Origin of the sequence: Salipaludibacillus keqinensis (genome assembly GCF_003226325.1) — a bacterium.
Lineage (GTDB): Bacteria > Bacillota > Bacilli > Bacillales > Salisediminibacteriaceae > Salipaludibacillus > Salipaludibacillus keqinensis.
Genome location: NZ_PDOD01000002.1, coordinates 878579 through 903966 on the forward strand (window position 1 = coordinate 878579; position 25388 = coordinate 903966).

The following is a 25388-nucleotide window of genomic DNA, read 5'->3' on the forward strand; positions in this document are numbered from 1 at the left end:
CCTATTCTTTTTAAATCATCTCCATCAAGAAACAATAATTATGAAATGAACTCAATTAATTCAATTTTTTACAAATATTCTCTAAGATGATTAAATACCCCCTTTATCATACCATGGAAATGTCACTTTTGGTCGGATTTATTCATGTTTTTTGCAGATAATTTAGAAAGGAATGGTTTCATTGATTACCCACGATAAGCACATTCATACGCAATTTTGCCCCCATGGGTCTAAGGATTCCATGTTTCAGTACGTAGAGAGGGCATTAGAACTCGGAATGTCTTCCATCTCATTTACAGAACATGCTCCTTTACCTGAAGGATTTACAGATCCCGTCCCTCAACTAGATAGCGCCATGTCAAAGGAAATATTGCCGCAATATATTGAGAAATGCCAACAAATAAAAGAAAGATTTATTGGTCAAATTGAAATAAATATTGGGCTAGAAGTGGATTACGTTGCAGGCTACGAAAAGGAGACAAGAAATTTTTTAAACACGTGGGGCCCTGAGCTTGATGACAGCATTTTGTCTGTTCATTTTTTGAAACCTGTGGGCGGTGCTTATGTTTGTTTAGATTATGATGCAAATGCTTTTCAAGACCTTGTTCGACAATGTGGTTCTTTAAAAAAGGTTTATGAACTCTATTTTGCCACATTGCATTCGGCCATTTCTTCTGATTTAGGAAGTTTCACACCTAATCGTATTGGACATATTTCACTTGTACGAAAGTTTCAAAAACTATTCCCGAGAGAGTTTGATGATTCCTCTATGCTTAACGAAACATTACAATTACTAAAAAAACACGATAAAGCAATGGATGTGAACGTTGCAGGGTTAGTCAAAGAATTTTGCAAGGAAATCTATCCGCCGGTTCCCTGGATCGAAAAAGCAAAAAATATGAACATCCCCTTATATTATGGGTCTGATGCCCACTCTGCTAAGCAACTTGGCCAAAACCGACACATGGTCGAAACCTTGCTCTAACGTTTTACAGCTTCTTCTGGTCTAGTTGAGGCTGTAACTGTATCTTTAAAGTGGATCGACACCCACTCACATAATTCAGAGAAATACTGATCCAAAAAGTGGTTTTCGTGAGGCATAAGGTGATACACTTCCCTAATATATTGAGGATGTAAAAATGGCATAGTCAACATCCCACGTAGCTGAAGAACAAAATACTCATTAGGCTTTGTATCCATTTCGCCTCTCTCATAAGCGATCTTCAATAAGGTATGATATAAGTGTTTCTCTTTAGTCAAATAGGATGACATTAATTCTCTAACTAACGTAGTATCTAACGTGATTTCCCTATGAACAAACCTAGCAAGTCCATGATGTTTTTGCTGGTACAGCATCACGTCCCAAATCGCTTTTAATAGGCTGTCAAATACTAGTTCATTATTTTCTTCAACGCGGAGAGCTTGTTTTTCAATGGCTGATACATATCCTTCTAAAAATTTAGTCATTAAATGCTCTAATAATCCTTGTTTACTGCCAAAGTAATATGAAATTAACGCAACATTAGCTTCTGCTTTTGTTGCAATATCCCTAACGGAAGCTCCTGTAAAGCCTTTGACATTAAAAAGTTCTATCGCTGCTTCTATAACCTTTTCTTTTGAGGCTTTTTTCTCCATCGAATCCCCTCCCCCCGACTTTCGCAGAATCATTCAAATAAGACTCCTATCTTCATTATTCACTGAAAGAGGAGTGATTTCCTGCCTAAATCACTCAACAAAGTGTATTTATTTATTCATTATGATCTCTATGGTATACTTTGCAAAAATGTTTATGAAAGGGTGAGTACTTTGTTCCAGCCTGAAACAAAAAAAGACACACTGCAAGAAAAATATCTTCTCCTCTCTAAACAATTAGAAGCCTTATTAGATGGCGAGGAAGATCAGATAGCAAATTTGAGCAATGCCTCGGCTCTTTTAAACCAGTTTCTCCAAGACGTGAACTGGGTAGGCTTTTATTTATGGAAAAATGGAGAATTAGTTCTTGGTCCTTTCCAAGGGTTACCGGCTTGTGTGAACATCGCTCACGGTAAAGGAGTATGTGGGACTGCAGCAAAAGAGCAAAAGACATTAATAGTCGACGATGTTCATTTATTCCCTGGACATATTGCTTGTGATTCTGCCTCTAATTCAGAAATTGTTATTCCAATAATGAAAGATGGATCATTGTTCGGAGTTCTTGATATTGATAGCCCTCAGAAATCTCGCTTCAATGAACAAGATCAAGACGGTCTTGAACGATTTGTTCAAACGCTTGTGAAACACTTGTAGTATTGCACACTTTTAAATAAGAGCCTCATTAATATACTTAAAAGAGCACTTGCAGTTGCATGTGCTTTTTTAACCTAGAAGAGAATAGTTCTTGCTGTTCATGAAAAACCATCACTTTAATTCATTGGTAGTTTTCGATCATCACTTGACTTTAACCTGAAATAATTATACACTGTACGTTGTGCAAATAAGACAGCCAATGTAAACGTCATGTAGTTCATTTCATTCCCGCTAAATGCGAGGGGTATTGTGTAACCTCTAGCTGTCGAGGCGAAGATGCCTAAAATGAAATGTCTAGGTGCGCGGGATTACTACTGTTAATTATTTCACGAAATCTTATATTTTAAAGGAGGAGCTATTTATGGCTCGCTATACTGGACCAACATGGAAGCTTTCCCGTCGTCTTGGAATTTCTCTAAGCGGAACTGGAAAAGAGCTTCAAAAACGCCCTTACGGACCTGGACAACACGGTCCCAACTCAAGAAGAAAGTTAACAGAATACGGAATTCAGCTTCAAGAGAAGCAGAAACTTCGTCACATGTATGGCATGAACGAACGCCAATTCAGCCGTATGTTCGAACAAGCTGGTAAGCAATCTGGTATTCACGGTGAAAACTTCATGATTCTTTTAGAATCACGTCTCGATAACATCGTTTACCGATTAGGTCTTGCTCGTACTCGTGCACAAGCTCGTCAATTAGTTAACCACGGTCACGTAACGGTCGATGGCGGACGCGTTGACATCCCATCTTATCGTGTACGTCCTGGTCAAACGATCGGACTTCGGGAAAAGTCAGTTAACCTTGACATCGTAAAAGAAGCACTAGAAGTTAACAACTTCACGCCAGCATACGTTGAATTTGATGCAGAAAAAGTTGAAGGAAAGTACACTCGTTTACCTGAGCGTTCAGAACTTCCTGCTGAAATCAACGAACAACTTATTGTTGAGTGGTATTCACGTTAATAACAGAAAACACAGCCATCTGGCTGTGTTTTTTTGTCTTTTAAAGGGGTGGGTGTGTGCTATAACTCCTTATCCAAGCGCGATCCCACTCTTGTCCGGCACTTTAGAATTCCTCCTTCACATTTTTCACAAAAAAATACCCTAGTCATGGACCAGGGTATTCCAACTTAATATTTAATTAAGAAAAACTTCTTTTTCCCACGTCGGATAATGGTAAACTTCTCATCAATTTTATCAGATTCACTCATCACCTTGTCCAGCTCTTGACAACGATCGCCGTTAATATATACAGCTCCATTTTTAATATCTTCTCGAGCCTGTCTCTTCGATGGGGAGATTCCTGATTCTACAAGAAGATCTACAAGCCCTTTGTCAGCTTCTTGAACTTCATAAGACGGGACATCTTTGAAACCTTGAAGCACTTCATCTCCAGTGAGTGACTTTAAGTCACCACCTCCAAATAAGGCTTCACTAATCCTTTGAGCTTGCTGCAAAGCCTTGTCACTATGAACAAAACGAGTCAGCTCCTCAGCAAGACGACGATGAGCCAATCGTTCATGTGCACGCTCTTGAAGTTCAGTTTCCAACTCATCAATTTCTTCTTTAGATAAAAATGTAAAGAACTTAAGGAATTTGATGACATCTTTATCATCTGTATTTAACAAAAATTGATAAAATTCGTACGGGGACGTTTTTTCAGGGTCAAGCCAAATCGCTCCACCTTCTGTCTTCCCGAATTTTGAACCGTCTGCCTTAGTCACTAAGGGAATCGTAAAGCCGTAAGCATCTGGACGGTCATTTTCTTCTGCGCCGGACATTCGCCTGATCAATTCTAAGCCTGCAGTGATATTCCCCCATTGGTCACTACCTCCAATTTGGAGCTTCACCCCTTCTTCTTTGTTTAATCTGTAGAAATCATAAGATTGGAGAATTTGGTAGCTGAACTCTGTAAACGAAATGCCTGAAGAGATTCTTGATTCAACAGATTCTTTAGCTAACATGTAATTTAATCCGAAATATTTCCCCACATCTCTTAAAAAATCGATTACGCTCATGGAGCCAATCCAATCGTAATTGTTGACTAGCGTAGCGCCTTCTTCCCCTTCGAAGTCAAGAAAACGTTGCAACTGGCCTTTAATTTTGTCACTAAACCCCTCTACGACGTTCTGTTCATTTAACGTTCGTTCAGCTTTCTTACCGCTAGGATCGCCAATTAGTCCAGTTGCCCCTCCCACTAGTGGGTAGGGTTTATGACCGTGAAGTTGAAAACGTCGAAGAGTCAAGATCGTTAATAAGTGGCCTATATGAAGACTGTCTCCGGTAGGATCAAACCCACAATATAACTTTACAGATTCCTTGTCCATCAGCGACTTTAAACCTTCTTCATCCGTCACTTGGTTAACTAGTCCGCGGAATTTTAAATCTTCTAATAATGTCATGTTATTCACCTCTATTTCGATTTTTAAACACAAAAAAACGCCCCTTAATAACTAAGGGACGAATAGATCGCGGTACCACCCTGATTGGAAAAATTTCCCACCTCAAAAAATGAGTTAACGCCTCACATACGAATCGTGTTTCCACGACTAAACTCCAAGGGGGTAATTCATTTCCGTCTTTACATCGGTTCGCAGCTACCACCGATTCTCTGAGCCAGGGAGACAAAAACTACTGGATCCTTTTCACAGTCCATTTTTCATTTATATATTTTATATTTTTATCATAAAGGCAGATTCATTGTCAATATACAATCAATATTTATATCAATTATGCTATATGTATAAGGTGGGGATATGCTATAATGTGAGTGACTTTTTAGGGGGTTTATTATATGAGTAACGAGAAATTTTCAATGAAAGAGTTCTTTAGTCGAAAAGAACCTAAATATGTAGTAAAAGGGGTTCGGATCACCTCTCAAGTTTTTTGGAATATATTCTTGATTTTTGCAACCATTGCTCTTATAACGATGTTTTTTGTAGGTGGCGCTGCTGCAGGCTATTTTGCGTCGTTAGTTCAAGATGAACCCATTCGCAGTTATGAGGACATGGAAAGAGACATTTATGATTATGAAGAAGCGACAGAAATTTATTTCGCTGACGATATTTATTTAGGCGATTTGCCAAGCCCTCTTGAAAGAAGAGAAGTTTCTTTAGATAACATTTCCGAGCATTTAGTCAATGCCGTAATTGCTACAGAAGATGAATACTTCTTTGAGCATGAAGGAATCGTACCTAAAGCATTGTTTAGAGCTGTCTTCCAAGACTTCTCCAATGCAAGTACGCAAACCGGTGGAAGTACCTTGACACAACAACTAATTAAGAATCAAGTTTTGTCAAGCGACGTAACACACGATAGAAAAGCAGTTGAAATTTTACTTGCCATGCGCGCTGAGAATTTCTTCGAAAAAGATCAAATTCTTGAAGCTTACATGAACGTTGTTCCCTTTGGAAGAAACGCTAACGGAAGACAAGTAGCTGGTGCACAAGCAGCAGCTCAAGGCATTTTCGGTGTTGATGCTTCAGAATTGAACATCGCTCAAGGTGCATTTATAGCAGGGTTGCCACAAAGCCCCTTTGCTTACACCCCCTTCACTGGACAAGGAGAGGTCAAAGAAAGCTTTGATGCCGGATTAAATAGGATGAATACAGTTTTAAGCCGAATGAAGTCCAGAGGTTATATAACAGAGGAAGAATATCAAGAAGCGTTAAATTATGATATTCGTGAAAATTTAGCCGAGCCTCAGCCTCGGAGCTTCGATGAATATCCTTTTGTAATTAATGAAGCTAGAAGAAGAGCAGAAGAAAAAATCTTTGATTACTTACTAGAACAAGACGATGTGGATTTAGATGAAATTGAAGATGAAAACCGCAGAGCTTTACTCGTTACTCGCTATGAAGAAGAAGCTACACGCGCTATTCAAAGAGACGGTTTCAAAGTTCATACAACGATCAACAAAGAAATTTATGATGCCCAGCAAGAAGTTGTTGAGAACTTCGAACATTATGGACCTAATAGAACTGAAATATTAGAAGGTGAAGATGGTGAAGATGTAGAAGTTACTCGCATTGAAGAACCCGGTTCTGTACTTTTAGACAATTCGACTGGTGCCGTAATCAGCTTTGTTGGCGGCCGTGATTTTGAACACCAAAACTTTAACCATGCAACCGCCGCTCATCGATCAACTGGATCGACGATGAAACCATTATTAACGTACGCAGTCGGTTTTGAAACAGGAGTTCTCCAGCCTGGGTTCATTACACCTGATACACCTTTTAACTATAACGATGATGAAGAACAACCTTTAAGTAACTTTGATAATGAATATCGAGGCTTAATGACAGCAAGGGAAGCACACGCTTCTTCAAGAAACGTCCCTGCGGTGAGAGAGTTTTTGAAGATTGATCATGATATTGCAAGAGAAGCATTAATTAACTATGGTTTTGGAGAATTCCTTGATGATGCAGAACCTTATGCAAGTACCCCGTTAGGAACTGTCGACCTAACGGTAGAAGCAAATACATCTGCTTTTTCAACTTTTGGAAACAACGGAAATCGCAAAGAGCCATATATGATTGATAGAATTGAAAATTCTGCTGGTGAAGTGATTTTTGAACATGAAGAAACAGAAACTGAAGTACTTTCTCCACAAACAGCTTATTTAATGATTGATATCATGCGCGATGTATTAGTATCTGGAGGAACGGCTCCTCAATTACCTGATTTTCTTGATTTTGAAGCAGATTGGGCGGGGAAAACGGGGACCTCAAATGAAATTATTGATGCTTGGTTTGTTGGGGTTAACCCAAATGTCACACAAAGCCTTTGGATAGGATACGATGACAGAAACCCTATTCAAGAAGAAGTGGATAACATTCGTTACGGTCCTCGTACTCAAATGCTCTGGGCACAATTAGCCAATGCAGCTTATGAAATAGACCCTGACCTTATGGCGCCTTCAGAGGACTTTGAATCTCCAGGCGGGATTGTAAGCGAGACGGTCTGCGGGATCTCTGGCAAGCTTCCATCTGATTTGTGTGAAGAAGCAGGACTAGTCACAACAGACTTATTTAATAAAGAGTTTGTTCCAACAGAGGAAGATGACAGTTTGGAAAGAGTTCAATATGTACGTGTGGACGACGGCATGTACAAAGCGTTGGATTCTACTCCAAGTGAATTTACCCGATCAGGGGTATCTGTTAAAGAAGAATACTTTGACTTTGCTGATGATGGCGATATTTCTGAGTACATCCCTGACGACTGGGATGACCTGATCCCAGATCGAGATGCTCCAGACAATGGAAACACTCCAGGAAGATTGCAATCTGTGTCAGCATCAGGTGGCAGTATCTCATGGAACGAACATCCTGAAGGTGACGTTGTAGGGTATCGCGTATATTATGCTTCAAATGAAGGCGGAAGCTTCAGAGAGGTAGACAGCGTCCGTTGGGACGAAGACTATGACTATTCTGGCAGTAGTGGCGTTTATCACGTGACAGCCGTTGACGTAGCTGGACGCGAATCATCTCCAAGCAGTGACGTTACTCTGGGAAGTGTATCTTCTTCTGATGAAGATGAGGAAGAATCTGAAGAAAGTCCTTCACCTGGTTCAGATGATAATAATGATGGTAGTGACGGTAATGATGAAGAAAACAATGATTCTAATAATGATGAAGGTTCTCAAGACGAAAACGATTCAAATAATGATAATAACGAAGCTACCCGAGAAGATGAAGACGAGGAAGAGAACAATAATAACGACGGCGGGAGCAACGACTCAGACAACAGTAACAACAACGGCAATAACGATGGCGGGAGCAACAACTCCAGCAACAATAACAACAGTAACAATAACGATGGTGGCAGCAATAATTCCGGCAACAATAACAGCAGTAACAATAATGACGACGGGAGCAACAACTCTAGCAACAATAACAGCAGTAACAATAATGACGACGGGAGCAACAACTCTAGCAACAATAACAGCAGTAACAATAACGATGGCGGGAGCAACAACTCTAGCAACAATAACAACAGTAGCAATAACGATGGTGGTAGCAATAACTCAGAGAACAATAACAGCGCTAGTAGTAATACGAACAACAATGATAGTAACAGCAACACGAATACTAGTGAGAACAACGGCACTAACAACAATAGCGGTAATGACGGTGAAGAAAATAATAACAGCTAACTGCTACTTCAGACAGGCAAGAGGAAATTCCTCTTGCCTGTTTTTTGTCATTAATTAGCATTTTTTTCTCATAAAAGCAACGTTTATGATATAGTTAAGACAAGGTCTTTTCTGACTATTAAGACAACATTTTTTTGCCAAATGGTTGAAGGTGGGGTGTCTGTGAAACACAATAAAACATATCATTCGTTAGAAATTCAAGGGAAGGACGGAAAAAAATTTCTTGTTGAAGGACCAGTAGAAAAACGAGTCATTGAAGAAGCTGAATTTGATGAAGGGCTTGTAGCATTTCGACCTCCTCAGCAACAAAAGAAAGCACTGCTGAAAGTCGCTGATTTACCTGAGAATAGAATTATCCTCGTAAGAGAAGAAAACAAGATCGTCGGCTATGCCATTTATCTTTTTCCTGATCCGTTAGAAAGATGGTCAGAAGTAGAACTAGAGAATTTAATTGAACTTGGGGCCATTGAAGTATCAGCCGATTACCGGGGTTACCAATTAGCTAAAAACCTTTTAAAAGTTTCCATGATGGACGATGCTGTCGAAGATTATATTATTATTACGACAGAATACTATTGGCATTGGGATTTACGCGGCACAGGTTTATCCATCTGGGCATATAGAGATATCATGGAAAAAGTGATGAAGACTGGTGGATTAGAATGGTACGCCACAGATGATCCGGAGATTTGTTCACATCCCGCAAATTGTCTTATGGCAAGAATCGGAAAACGTGTCGGCCCTGATGCTGTCCATGAGTTTAACAGAATTCGCTTCAAACACAAATATATGTTTTAAAGACAGGAAGGTGACGTTCTTTGATTGTACGTGACATAATGAAAGATCAACTGATTGTTTCTCATAAAGATATGACCATTTGTGACGCATTGGATTTAATGAAAAAACATCGTATTCGTCACTTACCTATCGTTAATGATTCAAATGAAATTATCGGGATCGTCTCTGATCGAGATTTAAGAGATGCTTCACCATCGATTTTCGACGATCAGCATAAGCAATTTATAAACCTTCCCGTTTCAAAAGTTATGATTGACGATGTCATAACGGCCATGCCTAGGGATTTTGTAGAAGAAGCTGCAAATATCATGGTAGAACAGCAAATCAGCTGCTTACCTGTTGAAGAAGATGACATTCTAGTTGGAATTATTACCGAAACAGATTTACTGAATACACTCGTTAAGCTTACAGGAGCTGACTTACCAACTTCACGTCTTGAAATTGAAGTGTCTAATGAGAGTGGTCAACTTTCTGACGTTTCTAATATTATTAAAGAGCATAAAATTAATATTCAAAGCGTCCTAGTTTATCCTTCATTCCATGATCCAAGTCGAAAAATTCTTGTCTTTAGGATTCAATCGATTGATTTACGGCCACTTTTAAAAACATTAAAACAAAGGAATTACCAGATTATTTGGCCGACAGAGTTGGAGATGAAAACATGAGGAATGAAGCCGCATATATCTTTTCACCTGAACAACTTCAGTATAAATTCCATAATGATCACCCTTTTAATCAGCATCGATTATCGATTACGAACGATTTATTAACCAAAGTGGGCGCTCTTTCTCCAGATTCGATCATCCCTGCTAGAAAGGCAAGCGTTGAGGAGCTGTTATTAATCCATGATGAGGATTACGTTCAAGCTGTTATAGGGGCTACTGAAGGACAAATCCGCTCATCTTATAAAACGACTTATGGGATCGGTACAGAAGATACTCCGGTGTTTCCTTTTATGCATGATGCTGCTGCATGGCTCGTCGGTGGAACGTTAGAGGCTGTTGATCAAGTGTTTGAAAACGATTACAAACATGCCCTTAACCTTGGCGGGGGCCTTCACCACGGTTTCAAAGGAAAAGCTTCTGGATTTTGTATTTATAATGACAGTTCCATTGCTATAGCTTATATAAGAAAAAAATACGACGCACGGGTTTTATATGTCGATACCGACGCCCACCACGGAGATGGGGTGCAATGGGCTTTCTATAATGATCCTGATGTGTGCACCCTCTCATTTCACGAAAGCGGTCGCTTCCTCTTCCCAGGGACTGGCCACGTGAATGAGAGAGGTCATGGAGAAGGTTATGGATATTCATTTAATATTCCTTTTGAGGCGTTTACCGAGGATGAATCGTGGTTAGAAGCGTATAAAACAGCTATGCGAGAAGTCGTAGATTACTTTAAACCAGACGTGATTATTACTCAAAATGGCGCGGATGCTCATTACTATGACCCTCTCACCCACCTTTGCGGTTCGATGCAATTATTCCATGAAATTCCTAAGATGGCCCATGAACTAGCACACGAGTATTGTCACGGAAAATGGATTGCTGTAGGCGGTGGAGGTTACGATATTTGGCGAGTTGTTCCAAGAGCATGGGCGCTCCTCTGGTTAGAAATGTCGGATCAAACTGCTGTCACTCAACAAAATATACCTGAGTCTTGGCTGGATCAATGGAAAGAAGAATCACCTGTGCAGCTCCCAAATATATGGACAGATCCTAAAGGGATGTATCCACAAATCCCCAGACAAAAAGAAATTGAGAAAAAAAATGAACGAACTCTTATAAAATCACTAAAACCCATCTATGATCAAAAAAATACCATAATAAAGAAGATCTAAGGCATTAGATCTTCTTTATTGCTTTTCAAATGGCTAAGGTAAAGAAATTTATTTATCACGTGTTATATATATTTTGTGGATCATTTGTTCGACGATTTTAGAAGAGGTTTCTGCTGCTTTACTCATAAATGTTTGAAAACTTTCAGTTGCTTCTCCGTTAGCTTTATCCGAAATGGATCGAATAATCACGAATGGAACGTTATGAAAATGGGCTACATGAGCGACAGCTGCTCCTTCCATCTCCACGCAATCTGCCTGAAAATGTTTATGTAACCATTCTACATGTTTTTTATCTGCGATAAATTGGTCGCCACTCACTACTTTACCTTTAAGAACCTTCATGCCATTAAGTTGAATAGTTGTAGCCGCTTGATAAGCCAACTCTACTAGCAATGAATCACCTGGGAAATCTGAAGTCCCTTCATACATTGGAATAGTTCCTCTATCAAACCCCAGTACGGATGCATCTAAATCATGGTGTTGACAAGAAGTTGAAACAACGACATCCCCAACTTCCAATTCTGGATTCGTTGCTCCTGCTACTCCTGTGAAAATCAAGTTCTCCACTTGGAACAAGTCGATCATTTTTTGAGCCGTCATGGCAGCATTCACTTTCCCTACGCCACTTTTTGCCATGACAACCTTTTCGTTCTTCCAACTCCCGACGTAAAAGGTATGATAACCTTCTTTCTTCTTTTCAAAGCCAGTCATAGCCTCTTGAAAGTACTCTAACTCAATGTCCATAGCCCCTATAATTCCAATTGTCATGAAGTCACGCTCCTTTGTTATGCTTGCATAGAAATATCCGGAGAAGATTCCCCGGATGAATATTCTATCTAATTAATATACCTCATTGTCATTGTAAGATGGATCAGAAATGACGAGAACGACTCTCCTGTTTTGCTGAAGGTTATCAGCGGTCGTATTCGGTGCAACCGGTCTTGTATCTCCATAACCAACGGCAAGAAACCTCTCTGCTTCCAAATCTTGTTCGTCTATCAAAAACCGGATGACACTACTAGCTCTCGCTCCAGATAATTCCCAATTTGAAGGAAACTGAGCTGTACTAATCGGTCGACTGTCAGTATGACCCTCTACTTTTACCATATTAGGAATCGTGGATAAGAGAGTTCCTACTTTACCAAGAAAAGGTTCTGCGTCCGTAATAATTTCCGCTCTTGCAGACTCAAACAAAGCTTGCTCTTGAAGAACAAGGACCACACCTCGATCATCTCTTGAAGCTGTAATCTCCTCGGTTAACTCGTTCTCCTCTAAATATTCTGTGACTTCTTCTAAGAGATCATCCAATTGTTCACTCATATCGTCTTCGTCCATTTCAATAAAGGACTCAAAAGGATCAATATCTTCTTCAAACGGATCATCTTTTACGTCTCGGTCTTCGGCAGGGTTTTCAAATGGGATCAAAGAAGGATTAAAATCAAAAACTGCTCGATCTTGAAACGAATCGGCAATGGCGCGAAATTTTTGCGCATCGACGACGGACATTGAAAATAATAAAATGAAAAAAACGAGAATTAACGTCATCATATCAGAAAAAGTAACCATCCACTTTGGCGCACCCTTTTCTTCACGAGATTGTCGTCGTCTATTCATTACTATCCTTCTCCTCTAATTCTTCTTCTTTTTCTCCTTTGGAGTGGTTTGGAAGAAAGGCACTTAACTTTTCTTGAAGAATTTTAGGATTTTGTCCTGATTGAACACCAATCACTCCTTCGACAACAATTTGCTTAATGAATACTTCTTCTTCTGTACTTAGCGCTAATTTATTAGACATAGGATTAAAAACGAGATTTGCTAACAAAGTTCCATATAAGGTCGTTAGAAGAGCAATCGCCATATTAGGACCGAGGGTCGATGGATCATTTAGATTCTGAAGCATGAGGACTAGTCCTACGAGAGTACCAATCATCCCCCAAGCCGGCGCATATTCCCCCGCTTTCTCTAAAATCACTCTTCCCTTCCGATGTCGCTCTTCCATGGCGATTACTTCAGCCATCATAATATCTTTAATAATATCAGGTTCAATTCCGTCTACAGCTAACAATACACCTTTTTCAATAAACGGATCATCTACATCTTCCAATCCCGCTTCAAGAGCAAGCAATCCTTCACGACGAGCTTTGGCCGATAGATCCACAAATGTATCTATTAAAGCTTGCAAATCTTGGTCTTTCGTTTGAAACGTTTCTTTGATTACTTTAGGTAATAGTTTTAAATCGGCTATGGAAAAGTTAATTAAAATGGCAGATGATAACCCCCCTAAGACGATTAATAAAGAGGCGATTTGAATAAAGTCAGTTAAATTACCTGCACCTGCTGCATTCGTATAAATTGCGGTGAATACTGCTGTCAATCCGATGAAAATTCCTACTGGTGTTAATAAGTCGATTTTTTTCATAATTCTCTCCCCAACCCTGCCCGTTGATCTATCTGCCATTCTATGTAGAGAACATCCCTATGAAAGAAAGGCTTCTGTCATGAACACATGACAGACAGCCTAAAGTGCCGCTAGATTTCCAAAGATGGTGGTCATCTAGTACTGCTCCTCTATTCTTTTTCTCCAAAAGAAGTGGATTGTCGGTATTCCATACGATGAGGAAGAACGACAACATTCTCAGTAACTTCTTCTTTGTTCATATATTTTGTTAACAATCTCATGGACACAGCCCCAATGTCATACATCGGCTGCACAACTGTTGATAAAGTTGGGCGTACCATAGTAGCTAACCTTGTGTTGTCAAAACCGATTATTTCAATGTCATCGGGAACTTGCAATCCAGCATCTTGAGCGCCATGAATAAGTCCAAGAGCCATTTCATCTGTAGAGGCAAAAACAGCCGATGGTTTCTCATCTAGTTTTAATAAAGATTCCATCGCTTCTAATCCAGAATCATGCGTGTAATCTCCAATCACCACTAGCTCCTCCGAGATATCAAGACCGGCGTCTTGCATGGCTTCTTTATAACCTGAATATTTCAAATATCCATTAATCGGATCTTCTAAGGTTCCTGACAACATAGCAACTCTTTTGTGACCTTCATCAATAAATGATTTAACAGCATCATAAGCGGCTTGCTTGTAATCGATATTGACAGAAGGGAACTCTTTCTTATCATCGATTGTGGCAGATAGAACAATTGGTACAGGTGATTTCTTAAACGTTTCTTCATGTTCTTTTGTAATTTCTCCACCCATAAATACAATGCCATCCACTTGTTTTTCTAAAAGAGTGTTCACAAGATGGATTTCTTTATCTTTATTTTGATCCGAGTTACATAAGATAATATTGTATTTATACATCGTGGCAATATCTTCAATTCCTCGAGCAAGCTCCGAAAAGAAAATGCTCGAAATATCAGGGATAATCACACCGACTGTGGTTGTCTTTTTGCTAGCTAGTCCTCTTGCTACTGCGTTTGGCCGATATCCTAAACGGTCAATTGCTTCTAATACCCTTTTTCTTGTTGTTGGCTTTACATTTGGATTACCATTCACTACACGAGAAACGGTTGCCATTGAGACACTGGCTTCTCTTGCTACATCATAAATAGTTATATTCATTGTTGCTCCTCCTTGTTTTTCTTCCATATTATGGTTTTCATACTTTCATAATGTAATGCTATAATACGACACTTTTAGGAGGGGCGCAAATTCTTTACTTATATCGACAAATCCTCCTAAAATGTTAAGTTCCTTAAATAAATTCCTTATACCTTTTAGATAAATAAAACTATTTATTTTACATATAAAGGAACAAAAGGAGCGTAAGTGTCATCCTGCTAGCTGTTTTCTTACATATAGATTGTCTCATACTAGTGAAAACTATGTAAAAAAAGAAAAAGCCCCAATGAAGGGGCTTTTCTATCAGAGCGGTCAATGCTCTTTCATGATTACTTAACTCCAACTTTCCTCGATTTATAAAGTCCTGATTCTTCTAACTTAGACATAAACTCATGGAATTGTGGAATATCCATTTGTTGAGCTGAGTCAGAAAGTGCTACCGCTGGATCAGGGTGAACTTCTGTCATAACGCCATCAGCACCTACTGCGAACGCAGCTTTTGCTGTAGGAAGAAGCAAATCACGACGTCCAGTAGAGTGAGTAACATCGACGAATACCGGTAGATGCGTTTCTTGTTTCAAGATAGGTACGGCAGAAATATCCAACGTGTTTCTCGTGGCTGTTTCATATGTGCGAATACCGCGTTCGCAGAGCATAATATTTCCATTTCCTTTTGAATGAATGTACTCAGCCGCATTGATAAATTCTGCAATCGTTGCGGACAATCCTCGTTTTAACAATATTGGTTTGTTGACACTTCCAGCAGCTTTTAACAATTCGAAGTTTTGCATATTTCTGGCACCGATTTGAATGACATCCAAGTAATCGACAGCTTTTTCTATATCATGTGGTGTAACAATTTCACTTATTACAGCAAGGTCATGTTTGTCTGCTACTTCTTTAAGAATTTTCAAGCCTTCTTCTCCAAGGCCTTGGAAATCGTATGGAGAGGTTCTTGGTTTAAAAGCTCCACCTCGTAAAAATTTGATTCCTTCTTTTTTCAATGCTTTCGCTACTTCATCAACTTGTTCGAAACTTTCAACTGAACATGGTCCGGCGATTAAACGCTGTTCTCCATCTCCAACTTTTTCTCCTCTAATTGTAACAATAGTATCTTCAGGGTGCTTTTTACGAGAAACAAGCAACGCCTTACTATGATCATCTTCTTGCAACTCAAGACTGGCTTTAAAGATCTCTTTAAAAATATGCTGAAGGGTAGAGGTTTCAAATGGTCCCTCATTATTATTTTCAATCAAATCCAGCATTTTTCTTTCACGTACAGGATCAAATCGATTTAGACCCTGCGCACTCTTTACTCGACCTATTTCTTGAGCGATTTTAGCACGCTCATTAATTAACTCTACCAACTGATCATTAATTTTATCTAATTGGCCTCTCAACTCTTCTAATTGTTCGTTGCCCATTACAAAAAACTCCTCTCTTTGCAGCAAAGTCTTTTACGACTTTTTCGATTTAGCCACTATTATAAACGATACATCCAAGATTGTCACCACCTTTTCTTTAATTCTTAAACGCTTTTAAGCGATAAAGTGTTTTGAGTGTCTTATGATTCCCTATATGTCAGCACAAAGACCAATCCTCATGTATAATAAAATTATTATGATTTTTTTGTTAAATGACATTTATCCACTTAATTAGTGAAAAAAAGATTGCTTATTACACTTTTTGAGACGGAATTTCTCCGCTCTCTTTTTATGTTCTTTTTTTAAGCATTGATAATCTTGTGAAAGAACGAACCAACAGAACGAGTGTAGGTCTTTCCTAACTTTTTTATTCTTAAGGTAAACTCTTATTTAAAAAGGACTAGTAAGAGAAGAGTCAATAGTTATGCTCCATTCGATCACTACAAGCAGGCGCTATTCACTCTTCTCGATTTTAATTCATAAATAAAGAGGTGATTCAATATGTCTTCTCCTTCGCCCGGCCTTATTTTCGCTTTGGACATTGGGACTCGCTCAGTTGTCGGTCTCATTTTAGAAAAGCAAGATCAAGGCTATCATGTTCTCGATGTGTATAGTGTTGAACATAAAGAACGCTCCATGTTAGATGGACAAATCCATAATGTATTGGCTGTATCCAGTACGATTACATATGTTAAAACTCATTTAGAAAGAAAACACGGGACGCTTAAAAAGGTCTGTGTCGCCGCAGCAGGGCGATCACTAAAAACAAAACGATCGAAGGTTGAAGTGGATATTCTAGGTAAACCTATTTTTGAACGGCAGTCATTGCTTCACCTGGAACTTAGTGCCGTCCAAAAAGCACAATTTGATCTAGCTAATGATTCTTACTCAAATCAAAAAGTGAACGACTATTGTGTTGGATATTCTGTGATCGATTATCGGCTCGATGGAGAGGCAATTGGAAGTCTTGTGGACCAAAGAGGTGAAACGGCCTCTGTTGAAGTGATTGCCACTTTTCTACCAAAGGTAGTCGTTGAGTCTCTCATATCTGCCTTGCAGCGGTCAAATTTGGAATTAGAAGCGCTGACATTAGAGCCTATTGCAGCAATCAATGTATTAATCCCACAATCAATGAGGAGACTCAATGTCGCCCTAATCGATATAGGTGCTGGAACATCAGATATAGCCATCACAGACTATGGAACAGTGACTGCTTATGGAATGGTGCCAAATGCAGGAGATGAGATTACTGAAGAATTAAGTGATCACTTTCTATTGGACTTTCCAGATGCAGAAAGAATAAAACGAGATCTGTCTGTAAAAGACAAAGTCATCATGCAAGATATATTGGGGATGGAAAACAGTTATCCTAATGAAGAGGTAGTAGAAGCCCTTCAACCAGCGATTAACCACTTAGCAGATCAAATCACTCTAGAAATCATAAGATTGAATGGACACTCTCCAAAGGCCGTTATGCTCGTTGGCGGTGGGAGTTTGACGCCCCTTCTACCTGAGAAAATAGCTGAACGGTTAGAACTTCCTAAAAGCCGAGTAGCTATAAGGGGCATTGATGCTATAAAAGGTCTAACGTTCGAACAGGAATATGAGGCTACTCCTGAGTTGGTGACTCCGATCGGGATCGCTATTGCAGCTAAAGAAAGTCCAGTGGAATACATCAGTATACGCGTAAATGAACAAACCGTTCGCTTGTTTGATATTAAGAAACTAACGGTAGGCGACGGCCTGTTATCTAGTGGGGTAGAATTATCCAAGCTTTATGGGAAACCAGGTATGGCGATTATGCTGAAATTGAATGGCAGAGTAGTATCTATCCCTGGTCAACACGGAACTCCGCCTGTATTAAAGAAAAACGGCTTGGAGACAGAATTAGATGCACCTTTAGTTCATGAAGACTATATTGAAGTTTCAAAAGGTCAGAATGGTGCCGATGCAACAGCTACCATTAGAGACGTCTTAGATGAACAACCAACCTTGTCGATCATATTCAATGGTCAACAAAGAAGGGTAGCACCGATCATCTTGAAAAATGGTCAGCAGGCAATGCTAAGTGACCAATTAAACGATCGAGATGAAATAGAATGTTATCCCCCGAAAACTGTTGAAGATTTGGCTTCCAAATTAGATTTAAAAGGAGACCTTATCACCTCTTCACCAGTACAAGTATATATTAACAATCAGTCGGTCACCTTACATGAAAAAAAAGCAACTGTATTTATTAATGGGATCAACGCCTCAACTTCTGCACCTATAAAGTCCGGTGATAAATTGGACATTATTTCAGAAGAAGATCAAGATCTCACGCTAAAATCTGCCATAGAAAAACTTTATGATCTCTCCTATCGTGAAATTGTCGTCACATTTAATAATGAACCTGTCCGTTTAGAAAAAGAAATGTACGATTGCTTTCAAAACAGGGAACACATTTCTCTGTATTCTCCCATAAAACAAGGAGATCGTATTGAAGTAACAAAAAAAAAAATATTTCTTTTATCTTTCAAGATGTATTTGCGAAAGTGAATATTCAAAAACCGAATGATCAGCAGAAACGACCAGTCATCTTAAGAAATGAGCAAGAAACCTCGTTCTCTTCTCACATTCACCATGGTGATATTCTTGCTTTAAAATGGGTAGATTTAGAATAGAACAAAAGCTGTACCAAACGGATTCGTTTGGCACAGCTTTATTTAATCGCTAGGTCCATAATTACAGTTGAGTAGTTGCTTTTTCAGCGTTTTTCTTTGTTACCTTCCAATGGGATGCGTTCCAAACCACTTCTTCTTTGTTAATAAATAGCACTTGAGGTGATTCATGCTTCACATTTAAGTCTTCAGCTATTTCATGGGAAACGTCTCGTAGCTCTTGAACATTTAAATAATAAACAGGATAAGCTGGATTAGAATCTGCATAACTTTCCATTTCGTTAAAGGCTTCACTGCTTATTGGGCAAGTTGTGCTGTTCTTCATTAGAAAAAAAGGTTCATTTTGTTTATAAAGCTCAGTGAGTTGCTCTTTACTTTCAATCTTTTTCATACTCAAGATGATGCCTCCCTAAATCAATTCATCGTTCATTTTTCAATCGTTCTTTTTCTTCCACTTCTTTCACCAGTTGTTCTACAGAGCGCTGTAAATCTTCCACTTCTTGCCTTACAGAAGCAGCAATATCTTCACTGATTCCGCCTAGATCATCCACTAAGTTATCGGCCGACTCTGTCAATTGCTCCATATCTTTTCTCAGTGAAAAAGAAAGTCGTTTCACTTTATCATAAAGATGAGTAGACTGATCCGACACGCTTCTAGCTGCCGTTGTAGCCATCGTGCTTCCTTTTTCTACAGCTTGATTTGTCCAATCTGACGTTTTATGTTTCGCTACCTTCGCCTGCTCATTAATAGAACCTCGAAGCTCTCTGCCAGATTTAGGTGTCAACAAGAACGCAACAGAAGCTCCAATTACGCCTCCAACCAAACCTCCGATTAAGAAGTCTTTTGTGTTAATTCCTTGATCACTCATGTTCATTCCTCCCTTAACTATTTCCTGAACTAAGTATTAAAGATTTTGCTTCGTTGTATTCGCTGCCTTCTTCGCTTTGTATTTCGTCCAAAAATCCAAGACCACATTGCCCCATTTCACAGCATTAGCCACTTGCTCTGATTGTTCATCGGCTTTACTAGAAACAGCATTAGAAACTTTTTTAACAGATCGATTCATATTTTGGAATGATTCTCCTAGATCCTTGGCGGCATCAAACACAGAGTTAAGTGAATCAGATTTATGTTGTAAGTCATCTGCTAACTGATTCGTCTTATGTAATAACTGTGTAGATTCTTTTGTTATACCATCCACTTGACTTTGCATTCCTTCAACCGTTGTAGAAACATTTTCCAAAGTCTTTTTCACTGATTGCAACGTTTGAATAATGTAAAACACAAGAAACGCAAACGCAATTGCGATAATTGCTACACTAACGTACATTAACCATTCCATGTCACATACCTCCTGATTATTCCTTATTTTTCATTTTAACCTTATAACGTTAAGATTCAACATCTTTTGCGAAATTTCCTGCTATGATTCGCGAATTATTGCCGTTCCACCCTCTATTCTGGTTAATTTGGAAAGAAGTGTGTAGAATAGAAATGGTAATCATACCAATAAAATCAAGGAGGCAAACGATGAGAGATCCTCGCGTGACGAAACTAGCTCAAAATCTAATACATTATTCTGTCAATCTTCAAAAGGGAGAAAAAATTCTGATCGAAAACTTCGGTGTCCAAAAAGAATTGGTGAAAGCATTGGTAGAAGAAGCTTATAAAGCTGATGCTATTCCCTTTGTTTCCCTTAAAGAGCATGAAATAAACCGTAGTTTGTTAATAGGAGCGTCTAGAGAACAACAAGAACAAACCGCAGAGTTTGAAGCCTACGTCATGGATCAAATGGATGCTTACATTGGCCTTAGAGCTGGTGATAATATAAATGAGCTTTCAGATGTACCTTCGGAGAAGATGAGTTTACATCAACAAACAGTGGGTACTAAAGTTCACAGGCATATACGTATCGCAAAAACAAAATGGGTAGTTCTCAGATATCCTAGTCATTCTATGGCACAGCTAGCTAAGATGAGCACTGAAGGATTTGAAGATTTTTACTTCAATGTTTGTAACTTAGATTATGCCAAAATGGAACTAGCGATGGACGCACTGGTCAAGCGTATGAATAACACTGATACCGTAAGACTGACAGGGAAAGATACAGACATTACATTCTCAATTAAAGACATTCCAGCAATTAAGTGTGCAGGAAGATTGAATATTCCTGATGGAGAAGTTTATTCTGCTCCCGTGAAGCATTCTGTTAACGGCACAATTACTTATAACACAGCTTCTCCGTACCAAGGAACAACCTTTGAAAATGTGAAACTAACATTTAAAGACGGGAAAATCATCGATGCTACGTCCAACGACACAAAAAAAATAAATGAAATTTTTGATACGGATGAAGGAGCTAGATATATCGGGGAATTCGCAATCGGTGTTAACCCTCACATTCTCCATCCAATGCAGGATATCTTGTTCGACGAAAAAATTGATGGCAGTTTCCATTTCACACCAGGCCAAGCATACGAAAATGCATATAACGGTAACGATTCTTCCATCCACTGGGATCTCGTCCATATTCAAAGGCCCGAATATGGCGGTGGAAATATTTATTTCGACGGTGAACTCATTCGCGAAAATGGACGTTTTGTCGTCCCGGAATTAGACGGATTAAATCCAGAAAACTTGAAATAAGAATTGCAAACTCCTTCTTAGAAAAAAAGATTGCTTTTGAACTGGTTAGATCCGGATTTAATCGCCCTTCTTGCAATTGATAAGGAGTTCTGTCCCTAGTAGATTCACTTTCCTGCTATGACAGTTATCCATGATTATAAGAATAAGCCAAAGGGAAAAGCCAACTCGTTTTATGTGAGTTGGCTTTTGGCTATATGATTTGAATTTTCTAGTCGTTTATAGTGTCTTTTCGTAAGCCGTCTGAAACTTTTGTACATCTCCCGCTCCCATGAATACAAGGACAGCCTTTTCGTGCTTTTGCAATACGTCCATTTCTTCTTCTTTAATTAGCGAGGCATTAGGTATTTTATCTTGTAAATCTTCAATAGAAAGTTGCCCATCTTTCTCCCTTGCAGAAGAGAAAATATCGCATAAATAAACATGATCCGCTTCACTTAAGCTAGCTGCAAATTCATCTAAAAACGCTTTTGTTCTTGTGAACGTATGAGGCTGAAATATCGCCACTACATCTTTATTTGTATATTTCTTTTTAGCCGATTCGATCGTCGCTGAAATCTCAGTTGGATGATGAGCATAATCATCAATGAGAATTTGATCTTTTCGTTTCTTTTCCGTAAAACGTCTCTTCACACCTTGAAACGTTTTTAATTGAGCTTGAACCGTTTCCAACTCGATCTCCTCATAGTGACATAATGCAATAATTGATAAAGCATTCAACACGTGGTGAGAACCGTATCCTGGGATGGTAAACGATCCATACAATGAACTTCGGACATATACATCAAAGTGCGTACCTTGATCGTCCGTTCTAATATCCTTTGCATAGAAATCGTTATCTTCACTTAACCCGTAATAAAGTACCGGAACTTGCGCGTTCAATTCTTGTAAATGTTGATCATCACCGCAAGCGATAATCGCCTTTTTTACTTGCATCGCCATTTCTTGAAATGCTTGGAACACATCACTGACATCCTTGAAATAATCAGGATGGTCAAAGTCAACGTTGGTCATAATTGCATAGTCCGGGTGATAATTCAAGAAGTGTCGTCTATATTCACAAGCTTCAAAAACAAAATATTCACTTTCTTCTTTCCCTTTGCCAGTTCCATCGCCAATCAAGTAGGATGTCGGTCTAGCCGCACCTAAAACATGAGAAAGAAGTCCGGTCGTTGTCGTCTTGCCGTGAGAACCTGTTACAGCAATACTAGTGAAGTTTTGGATGAATTCTCCCAAAAAGTGAGGATATGAATGAACCTCCATATTCAATTCTGCTGCTGCTTGAATTTCAGCATTCTTTTCATTATAAGCCGGTGAAGCAATGATCGTTTGTCCTTGACGAATATTCTCTTTTTCAAATGAAAGGATCGGAATTCCTTTTTGCTCTAAAGGCTTTTGTGTGAAAAATACTTTGTCCACGTCTGAACCTTGCACTTGATATTTCATATCATTTAGTATTTGAGCTAAGGCGCTCATTCCCGATCCTTTAATTCCAATAAAATGGTAAACTGTCATGATTGAACCTCCACGTTCTGATTTAAATCTTAACTTTATTTATACTAAAGAATTCTGTTTTACATTAATTAAACTAAGCAGTAAATGGGTAATGTTAACCCATTATAGCAAAAAAGGAAACCAAGAACCATCAAACCGTTGTCCTTCTTTCTGTAAAGATTCAACTCCTCGATTTAGCCCCATAGTTACCGATGTTAGCTAAGTTTTTGAGAATTTAGTGCGTCAATGCCATATTCCTTTAAATACCTTCTATAAACTGTCTTCCCTTTAGCAAATACTGCTTCTAATTGACTAATCAGTTTATCTTCTTCTCTAGAGTCAATTTTTATTGTAGGACCGATCAACTTCTTCTCATAGCCAATGGAAGCTATCCGAGCGAAAACTAATTCCCCTTCTTCTAGATTAGCTGAGAATAAATAGGGTGTAGCTTCCAGTGTCTTGTTGTCCTCACTAAATAGAGGAGTATAGATCACTCGTCCGTTCTCCACCTTATGAACACGTATAGGCTCAAGGTGCATGAGCATCAAAATTCCTGATAACTCCAACATCTCTTTTGACAACTCTGTTTTTTTAGTACGAACAAATAGATCGAGTAATCTCGAACCAACTACAGTCACATAATCAAATAATAACCAATGCTCAAAATGTAATTGTAAATTCTTATCTAATTCTAGTTCGGTTTCTAATCCTAGTTTATGACGGAACAGGTGCTTTGCTCGAACTTTCTCACGAAGGTTCGTTTCCGATTCAACATAGGTAAACATCCAATCATAAAGATCCGCAAAGATTCCATTCACTTTTTTTTGTTTAAATTTCTTTACTTTCTGCAGATCTACTAGAAATTCTGCTTTCTTACGATCCATTTCACATACTCCTTTAATCGTTCTGCTCAAATAATAACAACGAGCAATCTCTATTTACTCATTCCCTAAAAACCTTTCAATACTTTTTTCATAAGCTTGCCCTGTTTCTATTTCACGATGATTAAATCAAAGAGAAAAGCTGTTCAACTTTACACAATTGAACAGCTTTTCTTCTTATTTAATTTAAATCAATTTTTTGTAATCGGTCATTCTTACGGAGTTTGCGTCCTGTTTTCGCTTGAGGCTGTCCATTTAATGTAACACTGTCACCTGTGAAGCCGATATGAATATTGAGAAGACTACTCCCTACACCATACATATCCACTGGAGCGCCGATTCTCTCATACCTTTCAATGCGTTTGGCATCAAACCCACCTGAAGCAACAATTTTAACATGTTGAAACCCTTCTATGTCTAGCGCTTCCCTAAGAGCAAACAAAAGTTTAGGGTTAACACCACGAGGATCAAACGTCCCTAGAACCTCAGGGTGTCTATTGAAATACTTGTCAATTAAATGATTAGACGTATCTACCCTTACTCCTTCTAATTCATTCCCAAAAGCCCTCGCGACTTTAAGGGAATCCGTAATGACATCATTATTGTAGTCGACTAAAGCCAATAGTCCGTCATCGGGATAGGTTTCTTTGTAGGCTTTCGTAGCTTCAACAACGTCTCCTTCGAACAATTGAATCAGAGCGTGAGGCATGGTCCCCATTCCTCTTTTGCCCCACCATTCATTCATAGCATGAGTAGCCTGGGCTTTGGAACCACCTATATACGCTGCATAGCCATCACCTGATTGCATCATAAAGTGATCGTCTCTATCTCCCATGAAAATAACTGGCTTTTCCACTCCTGATGATTTTGCAGCTTTAACCACTTCATACACATTAGTTGCTACAGATGTTCTGCGAGCAAAGATTCCATCGATGACCCCTTCTAAAAATCCAAAATGTTGGTAAGGCCCTTTGATCGTCATCACTGTTTCAAAAGGATCTACTTTGTCTCCATCTTCCAAAGAGTAAACTTCTAACTCTTCAGGTTTAGTAGCGAATGTTTCTAATAAGGCAAGGACTTCATCGGTACCACACAATACCGACTGAGACTTTTGAAAAAACTGCATAGTCACGACATTATCTGGCTTGTACTTTTCAGCAATTTCTTTTGTTTTGAGAAAATAAACGGCCGAAAACCAGCCTTCGCCTACTCTCTCATCAAATTTAAACGTCTTATTCGTTAACCTTTTTATTTTACCTTCAAGCTTCAGACCAATTTCCTTCATTAATTTATCTCCTTGAACTTCCCTACTTCAACTTAATGATAAAGGGTTTCTTTAGAATGCTCTTGAATAACGGCTTCCATAATTTCAGCAACATCATGCTCGTTTACTTTTTGAATCCCATTTCTTAACACGATAAATTGGGATCGTTCTTCTAGTCTTAAAAGGTGAAGCCACTGCGGAGATACATATTGAACCAAATTTTCCAAAGACATCTGTTGCATTTGAACATCCCTCCCTGGTTTTAGTTCGATCTCGCGTGAAGATTGAAGCAAACGAAATCGATGTGAGTCACTACGCTAGCATATTCTTCGTTTTTCTCTTCATCACCTGAAAAGT

24 protein-coding genes and 1 other annotated feature are annotated in these 25388 nt (G+C 38.9%); of the genes, 10 read left to right on the forward strand and 14 right to left on the reverse strand.

From position 1 onward, the window contains the following. Positions 1 to 181 precede the first annotated feature (181 nt). Positions 182 to 985, forward strand: coding sequence for a histidinol-phosphatase HisJ (hisJ, locus tag CR194_RS11540; protein ID WP_199228166.1), 804 nt, complete (start codon positions 182 to 184; stop codon positions 983 to 985). On the opposite strand, the gene refZ is transcribed toward hisJ, so the two are convergent. Then, a complete protein-coding gene (gene refZ / locus CR194_RS11545) occupies positions 982 to 1635 on the reverse strand; it encodes a forespore capture DNA-binding protein RefZ (RefSeq protein ID WP_110609995.1) in 654 nt (217 codons plus the stop codon). The two genes, hisJ and refZ, sit on opposite strands and share 4 nt — an antisense overlap. A 171-nt stretch (positions 1636 to 1806) precedes the next feature. On the opposite strand from refZ, the gene CR194_RS11550 reads away from it, so the two are divergent. Continuing rightward, positions 1807 to 2286 carry a GAF domain-containing protein gene (locus CR194_RS11550; RefSeq protein WP_110609804.1) on the forward strand — a complete coding sequence of 160 codons (480 nt, stop codon included), beginning with the start codon at positions 1807 to 1809 and terminating at the stop codon, positions 2284 to 2286. 361 nt (positions 2287 to 2647) lie between these two features. Beyond that, the gene (rpsD, locus tag CR194_RS11555; protein ID WP_110609805.1) at positions 2648 to 3250 is read left to right on the forward strand and encodes a 30S ribosomal protein S4; all 603 of its coding nucleotides are present in this window, start codon (positions 2648 to 2650) and stop codon (positions 3248 to 3250) included. A 167-nt stretch (positions 3251 to 3417) separates the two neighbouring features. On the opposite strand, the gene tyrS is transcribed toward rpsD, so the two are convergent. Beyond that, positions 3418 to 4689, reverse strand: a complete 1272-nt coding sequence (gene tyrS / locus CR194_RS11560; RefSeq protein WP_110609806.1) for a tyrosine--tRNA ligase — start codon at positions 4687 to 4689, stop codon at positions 3418 to 3420. Positions 4690 to 4740: 51 nt separating this feature from the next. Continuing rightward, positions 4741 to 4945, reverse strand: a binding site (T-box leader). A gap of 136 nt (positions 4946 to 5081) precedes the next feature. Here tyrS and CR194_RS11565 point away from each other — a divergent pair. The 4 genes from CR194_RS11565 (at position 5082) to CR194_RS11580 (ending at position 11082) form a co-directional block, all read left to right on the forward strand. Then, complete coding sequence (locus tag CR194_RS11565; RefSeq protein WP_110609807.1) at positions 5082 to 8441, forward strand: transglycosylase domain-containing protein; 3360 nt, start codon at positions 5082 to 5084, stop codon at positions 8439 to 8441. Between the two features lie 162 nt (positions 8442 to 8603). Next, positions 8604 to 9239: a GNAT family N-acetyltransferase gene (locus CR194_RS11570; RefSeq protein ID WP_110609808.1), complete on the forward strand. Its 636-nt coding sequence runs from the start codon at positions 8604 to 8606 to the stop codon at positions 9237 to 9239. Positions 9240 to 9277: 38 nt separating this feature from the next. After that, the gene (locus tag CR194_RS11575) at positions 9278 to 9904 is read left to right on the forward strand and encodes a CBS and ACT domain-containing protein (RefSeq protein ID WP_110609996.1); all 627 of its coding nucleotides are present in this window, start codon (positions 9278 to 9280) and stop codon (positions 9902 to 9904) included. Beyond that, entirely contained in the window at positions 9901 to 11082 is a 1182-nt protein-coding gene (locus CR194_RS11580; RefSeq protein ID WP_110609809.1) for an acetoin utilization protein AcuC, read from the forward strand. The genes CR194_RS11575 and CR194_RS11580 overlap by 4 nt, the downstream gene beginning before the upstream one ends. A 48-nt stretch (positions 11083 to 11130) precedes the next feature. On the opposite strand, the gene CR194_RS11585 is transcribed toward CR194_RS11580, so the two are convergent. The 5 genes from CR194_RS11585 to CR194_RS11605 form a co-directional block, all read right to left on the reverse strand. Next, a complete protein-coding gene (locus CR194_RS11585; protein WP_110609810.1) occupies positions 11131 to 11850 on the reverse strand; it encodes a 5'-methylthioadenosine/adenosylhomocysteine nucleosidase in 720 nt (239 codons plus the stop codon). A 72-nt stretch (positions 11851 to 11922) separates the two neighbouring features. Then, a complete protein-coding gene (motS, locus tag CR194_RS11590) occupies positions 11923 to 12696 on the reverse strand; it encodes a flagellar motor protein MotS (protein ID WP_110609811.1) in 774 nt (257 codons plus the stop codon). Then, the gene (gene motP, locus CR194_RS11595) at positions 12689 to 13501 is read right to left on the reverse strand and encodes a flagellar motor protein MotP (protein ID WP_110609812.1); all 813 of its coding nucleotides are present in this window, start codon (positions 13499 to 13501) and stop codon (positions 12689 to 12691) included. Before motP ends, motS begins: the two co-directional genes overlap by 8 nt. A gap of 149 nt (positions 13502 to 13650) precedes the next feature. Continuing rightward, positions 13651 to 14664 (reverse strand): catabolite control protein A, encoded by a 1014-nt coding sequence (ccpA, locus tag CR194_RS11600; protein ID WP_110609813.1) that lies wholly within the window; start codon positions 14662 to 14664, stop codon positions 13651 to 13653. A gap of 329 nt (positions 14665 to 14993) precedes the next feature. Then, positions 14994 to 16088 (reverse strand): bifunctional 3-deoxy-7-phosphoheptulonate synthase/chorismate mutase, encoded by a 1095-nt coding sequence (locus tag CR194_RS11605; protein ID WP_110609814.1) that lies wholly within the window; start codon positions 16086 to 16088, stop codon positions 14994 to 14996. Between the two features lie 501 nt (positions 16089 to 16589). On the opposite strand from CR194_RS11605, the gene pilM reads away from it, so the two are divergent. Continuing rightward, entirely contained in the window at positions 16590 to 18626 is a 2037-nt protein-coding gene (gene pilM, locus CR194_RS11610) for a pilus assembly protein PilM (protein ID WP_233254324.1), read from the forward strand. Beyond that, on the forward strand, positions 18623 to 18751 hold the full coding sequence (locus CR194_RS20725; protein WP_269845714.1) for a hypothetical protein: 129 nt from the start codon (positions 18623 to 18625) through the stop codon (positions 18749 to 18751). The genes pilM and CR194_RS20725 overlap by 4 nt, the downstream gene beginning before the upstream one ends. Positions 18752 to 18812: 61 nt before the next feature. Here CR194_RS20725 and ytxJ read toward each other — a convergent pair whose 3' ends face one another. Genes ytxJ through CR194_RS11625 form a run of 3 tightly spaced genes read right to left on the reverse strand, consistent with a single transcriptional unit; the run spans position 18813 to position 20091 of the window. After that, positions 18813 to 19145: a bacillithiol system redox-active protein YtxJ gene (gene ytxJ, locus CR194_RS11615; protein WP_146035940.1), complete on the reverse strand. Its 333-nt coding sequence runs from the start codon at positions 19143 to 19145 to the stop codon at positions 18813 to 18815. 22 nt (positions 19146 to 19167) lie between these two features. After that, positions 19168 to 19617: a YtxH domain-containing protein gene (locus CR194_RS11620; protein ID WP_110609815.1), complete on the reverse strand. Its 450-nt coding sequence runs from the start codon at positions 19615 to 19617 to the stop codon at positions 19168 to 19170. A 36-nt stretch (positions 19618 to 19653) separates the two neighbouring features. Next, a complete protein-coding gene (locus CR194_RS11625) occupies positions 19654 to 20091 on the reverse strand; it encodes a DUF948 domain-containing protein (protein ID WP_110609816.1) in 438 nt (145 codons plus the stop codon). A gap of 188 nt (positions 20092 to 20279) precedes the next feature. On the opposite strand from CR194_RS11625, the gene CR194_RS11630 reads away from it, so the two are divergent. Continuing rightward, positions 20280 to 21395, forward strand: coding sequence for an aminopeptidase (locus tag CR194_RS11630; RefSeq protein WP_110609817.1), 1116 nt, complete (start codon positions 20280 to 20282; stop codon positions 21393 to 21395). 216 nt (positions 21396 to 21611) lie between these two features. Here CR194_RS11630 and murC read toward each other — a convergent pair whose 3' ends face one another. The 4 genes from murC to CR194_RS11650 form a co-directional block, all read right to left on the reverse strand. Then, positions 21612 to 22907, reverse strand: coding sequence for a UDP-N-acetylmuramate--L-alanine ligase (murC, locus tag CR194_RS11635; RefSeq protein WP_110609818.1), 1296 nt, complete (start codon positions 22905 to 22907; stop codon positions 21612 to 21614). 194 nt (positions 22908 to 23101) lie between these two features. Continuing rightward, positions 23102 to 23770, reverse strand: coding sequence for a hypothetical protein (locus CR194_RS11640; protein WP_110609819.1), 669 nt, complete (start codon positions 23768 to 23770; stop codon positions 23102 to 23104). 178 nt (positions 23771 to 23948) lie between these two features. Next, the gene (locus tag CR194_RS11645) at positions 23949 to 25052 is read right to left on the reverse strand and encodes a nicotinate phosphoribosyltransferase (protein ID WP_110609820.1); all 1104 of its coding nucleotides are present in this window, start codon (positions 25050 to 25052) and stop codon (positions 23949 to 23951) included. 32 nt (positions 25053 to 25084) lie between these two features. After that, complete coding sequence (locus tag CR194_RS11650; protein ID WP_110609821.1) at positions 25085 to 25273, reverse strand: hypothetical protein; 189 nt, start codon at positions 25271 to 25273, stop codon at positions 25085 to 25087. Positions 25274 to 25388 lie beyond the last annotated feature (115 nt).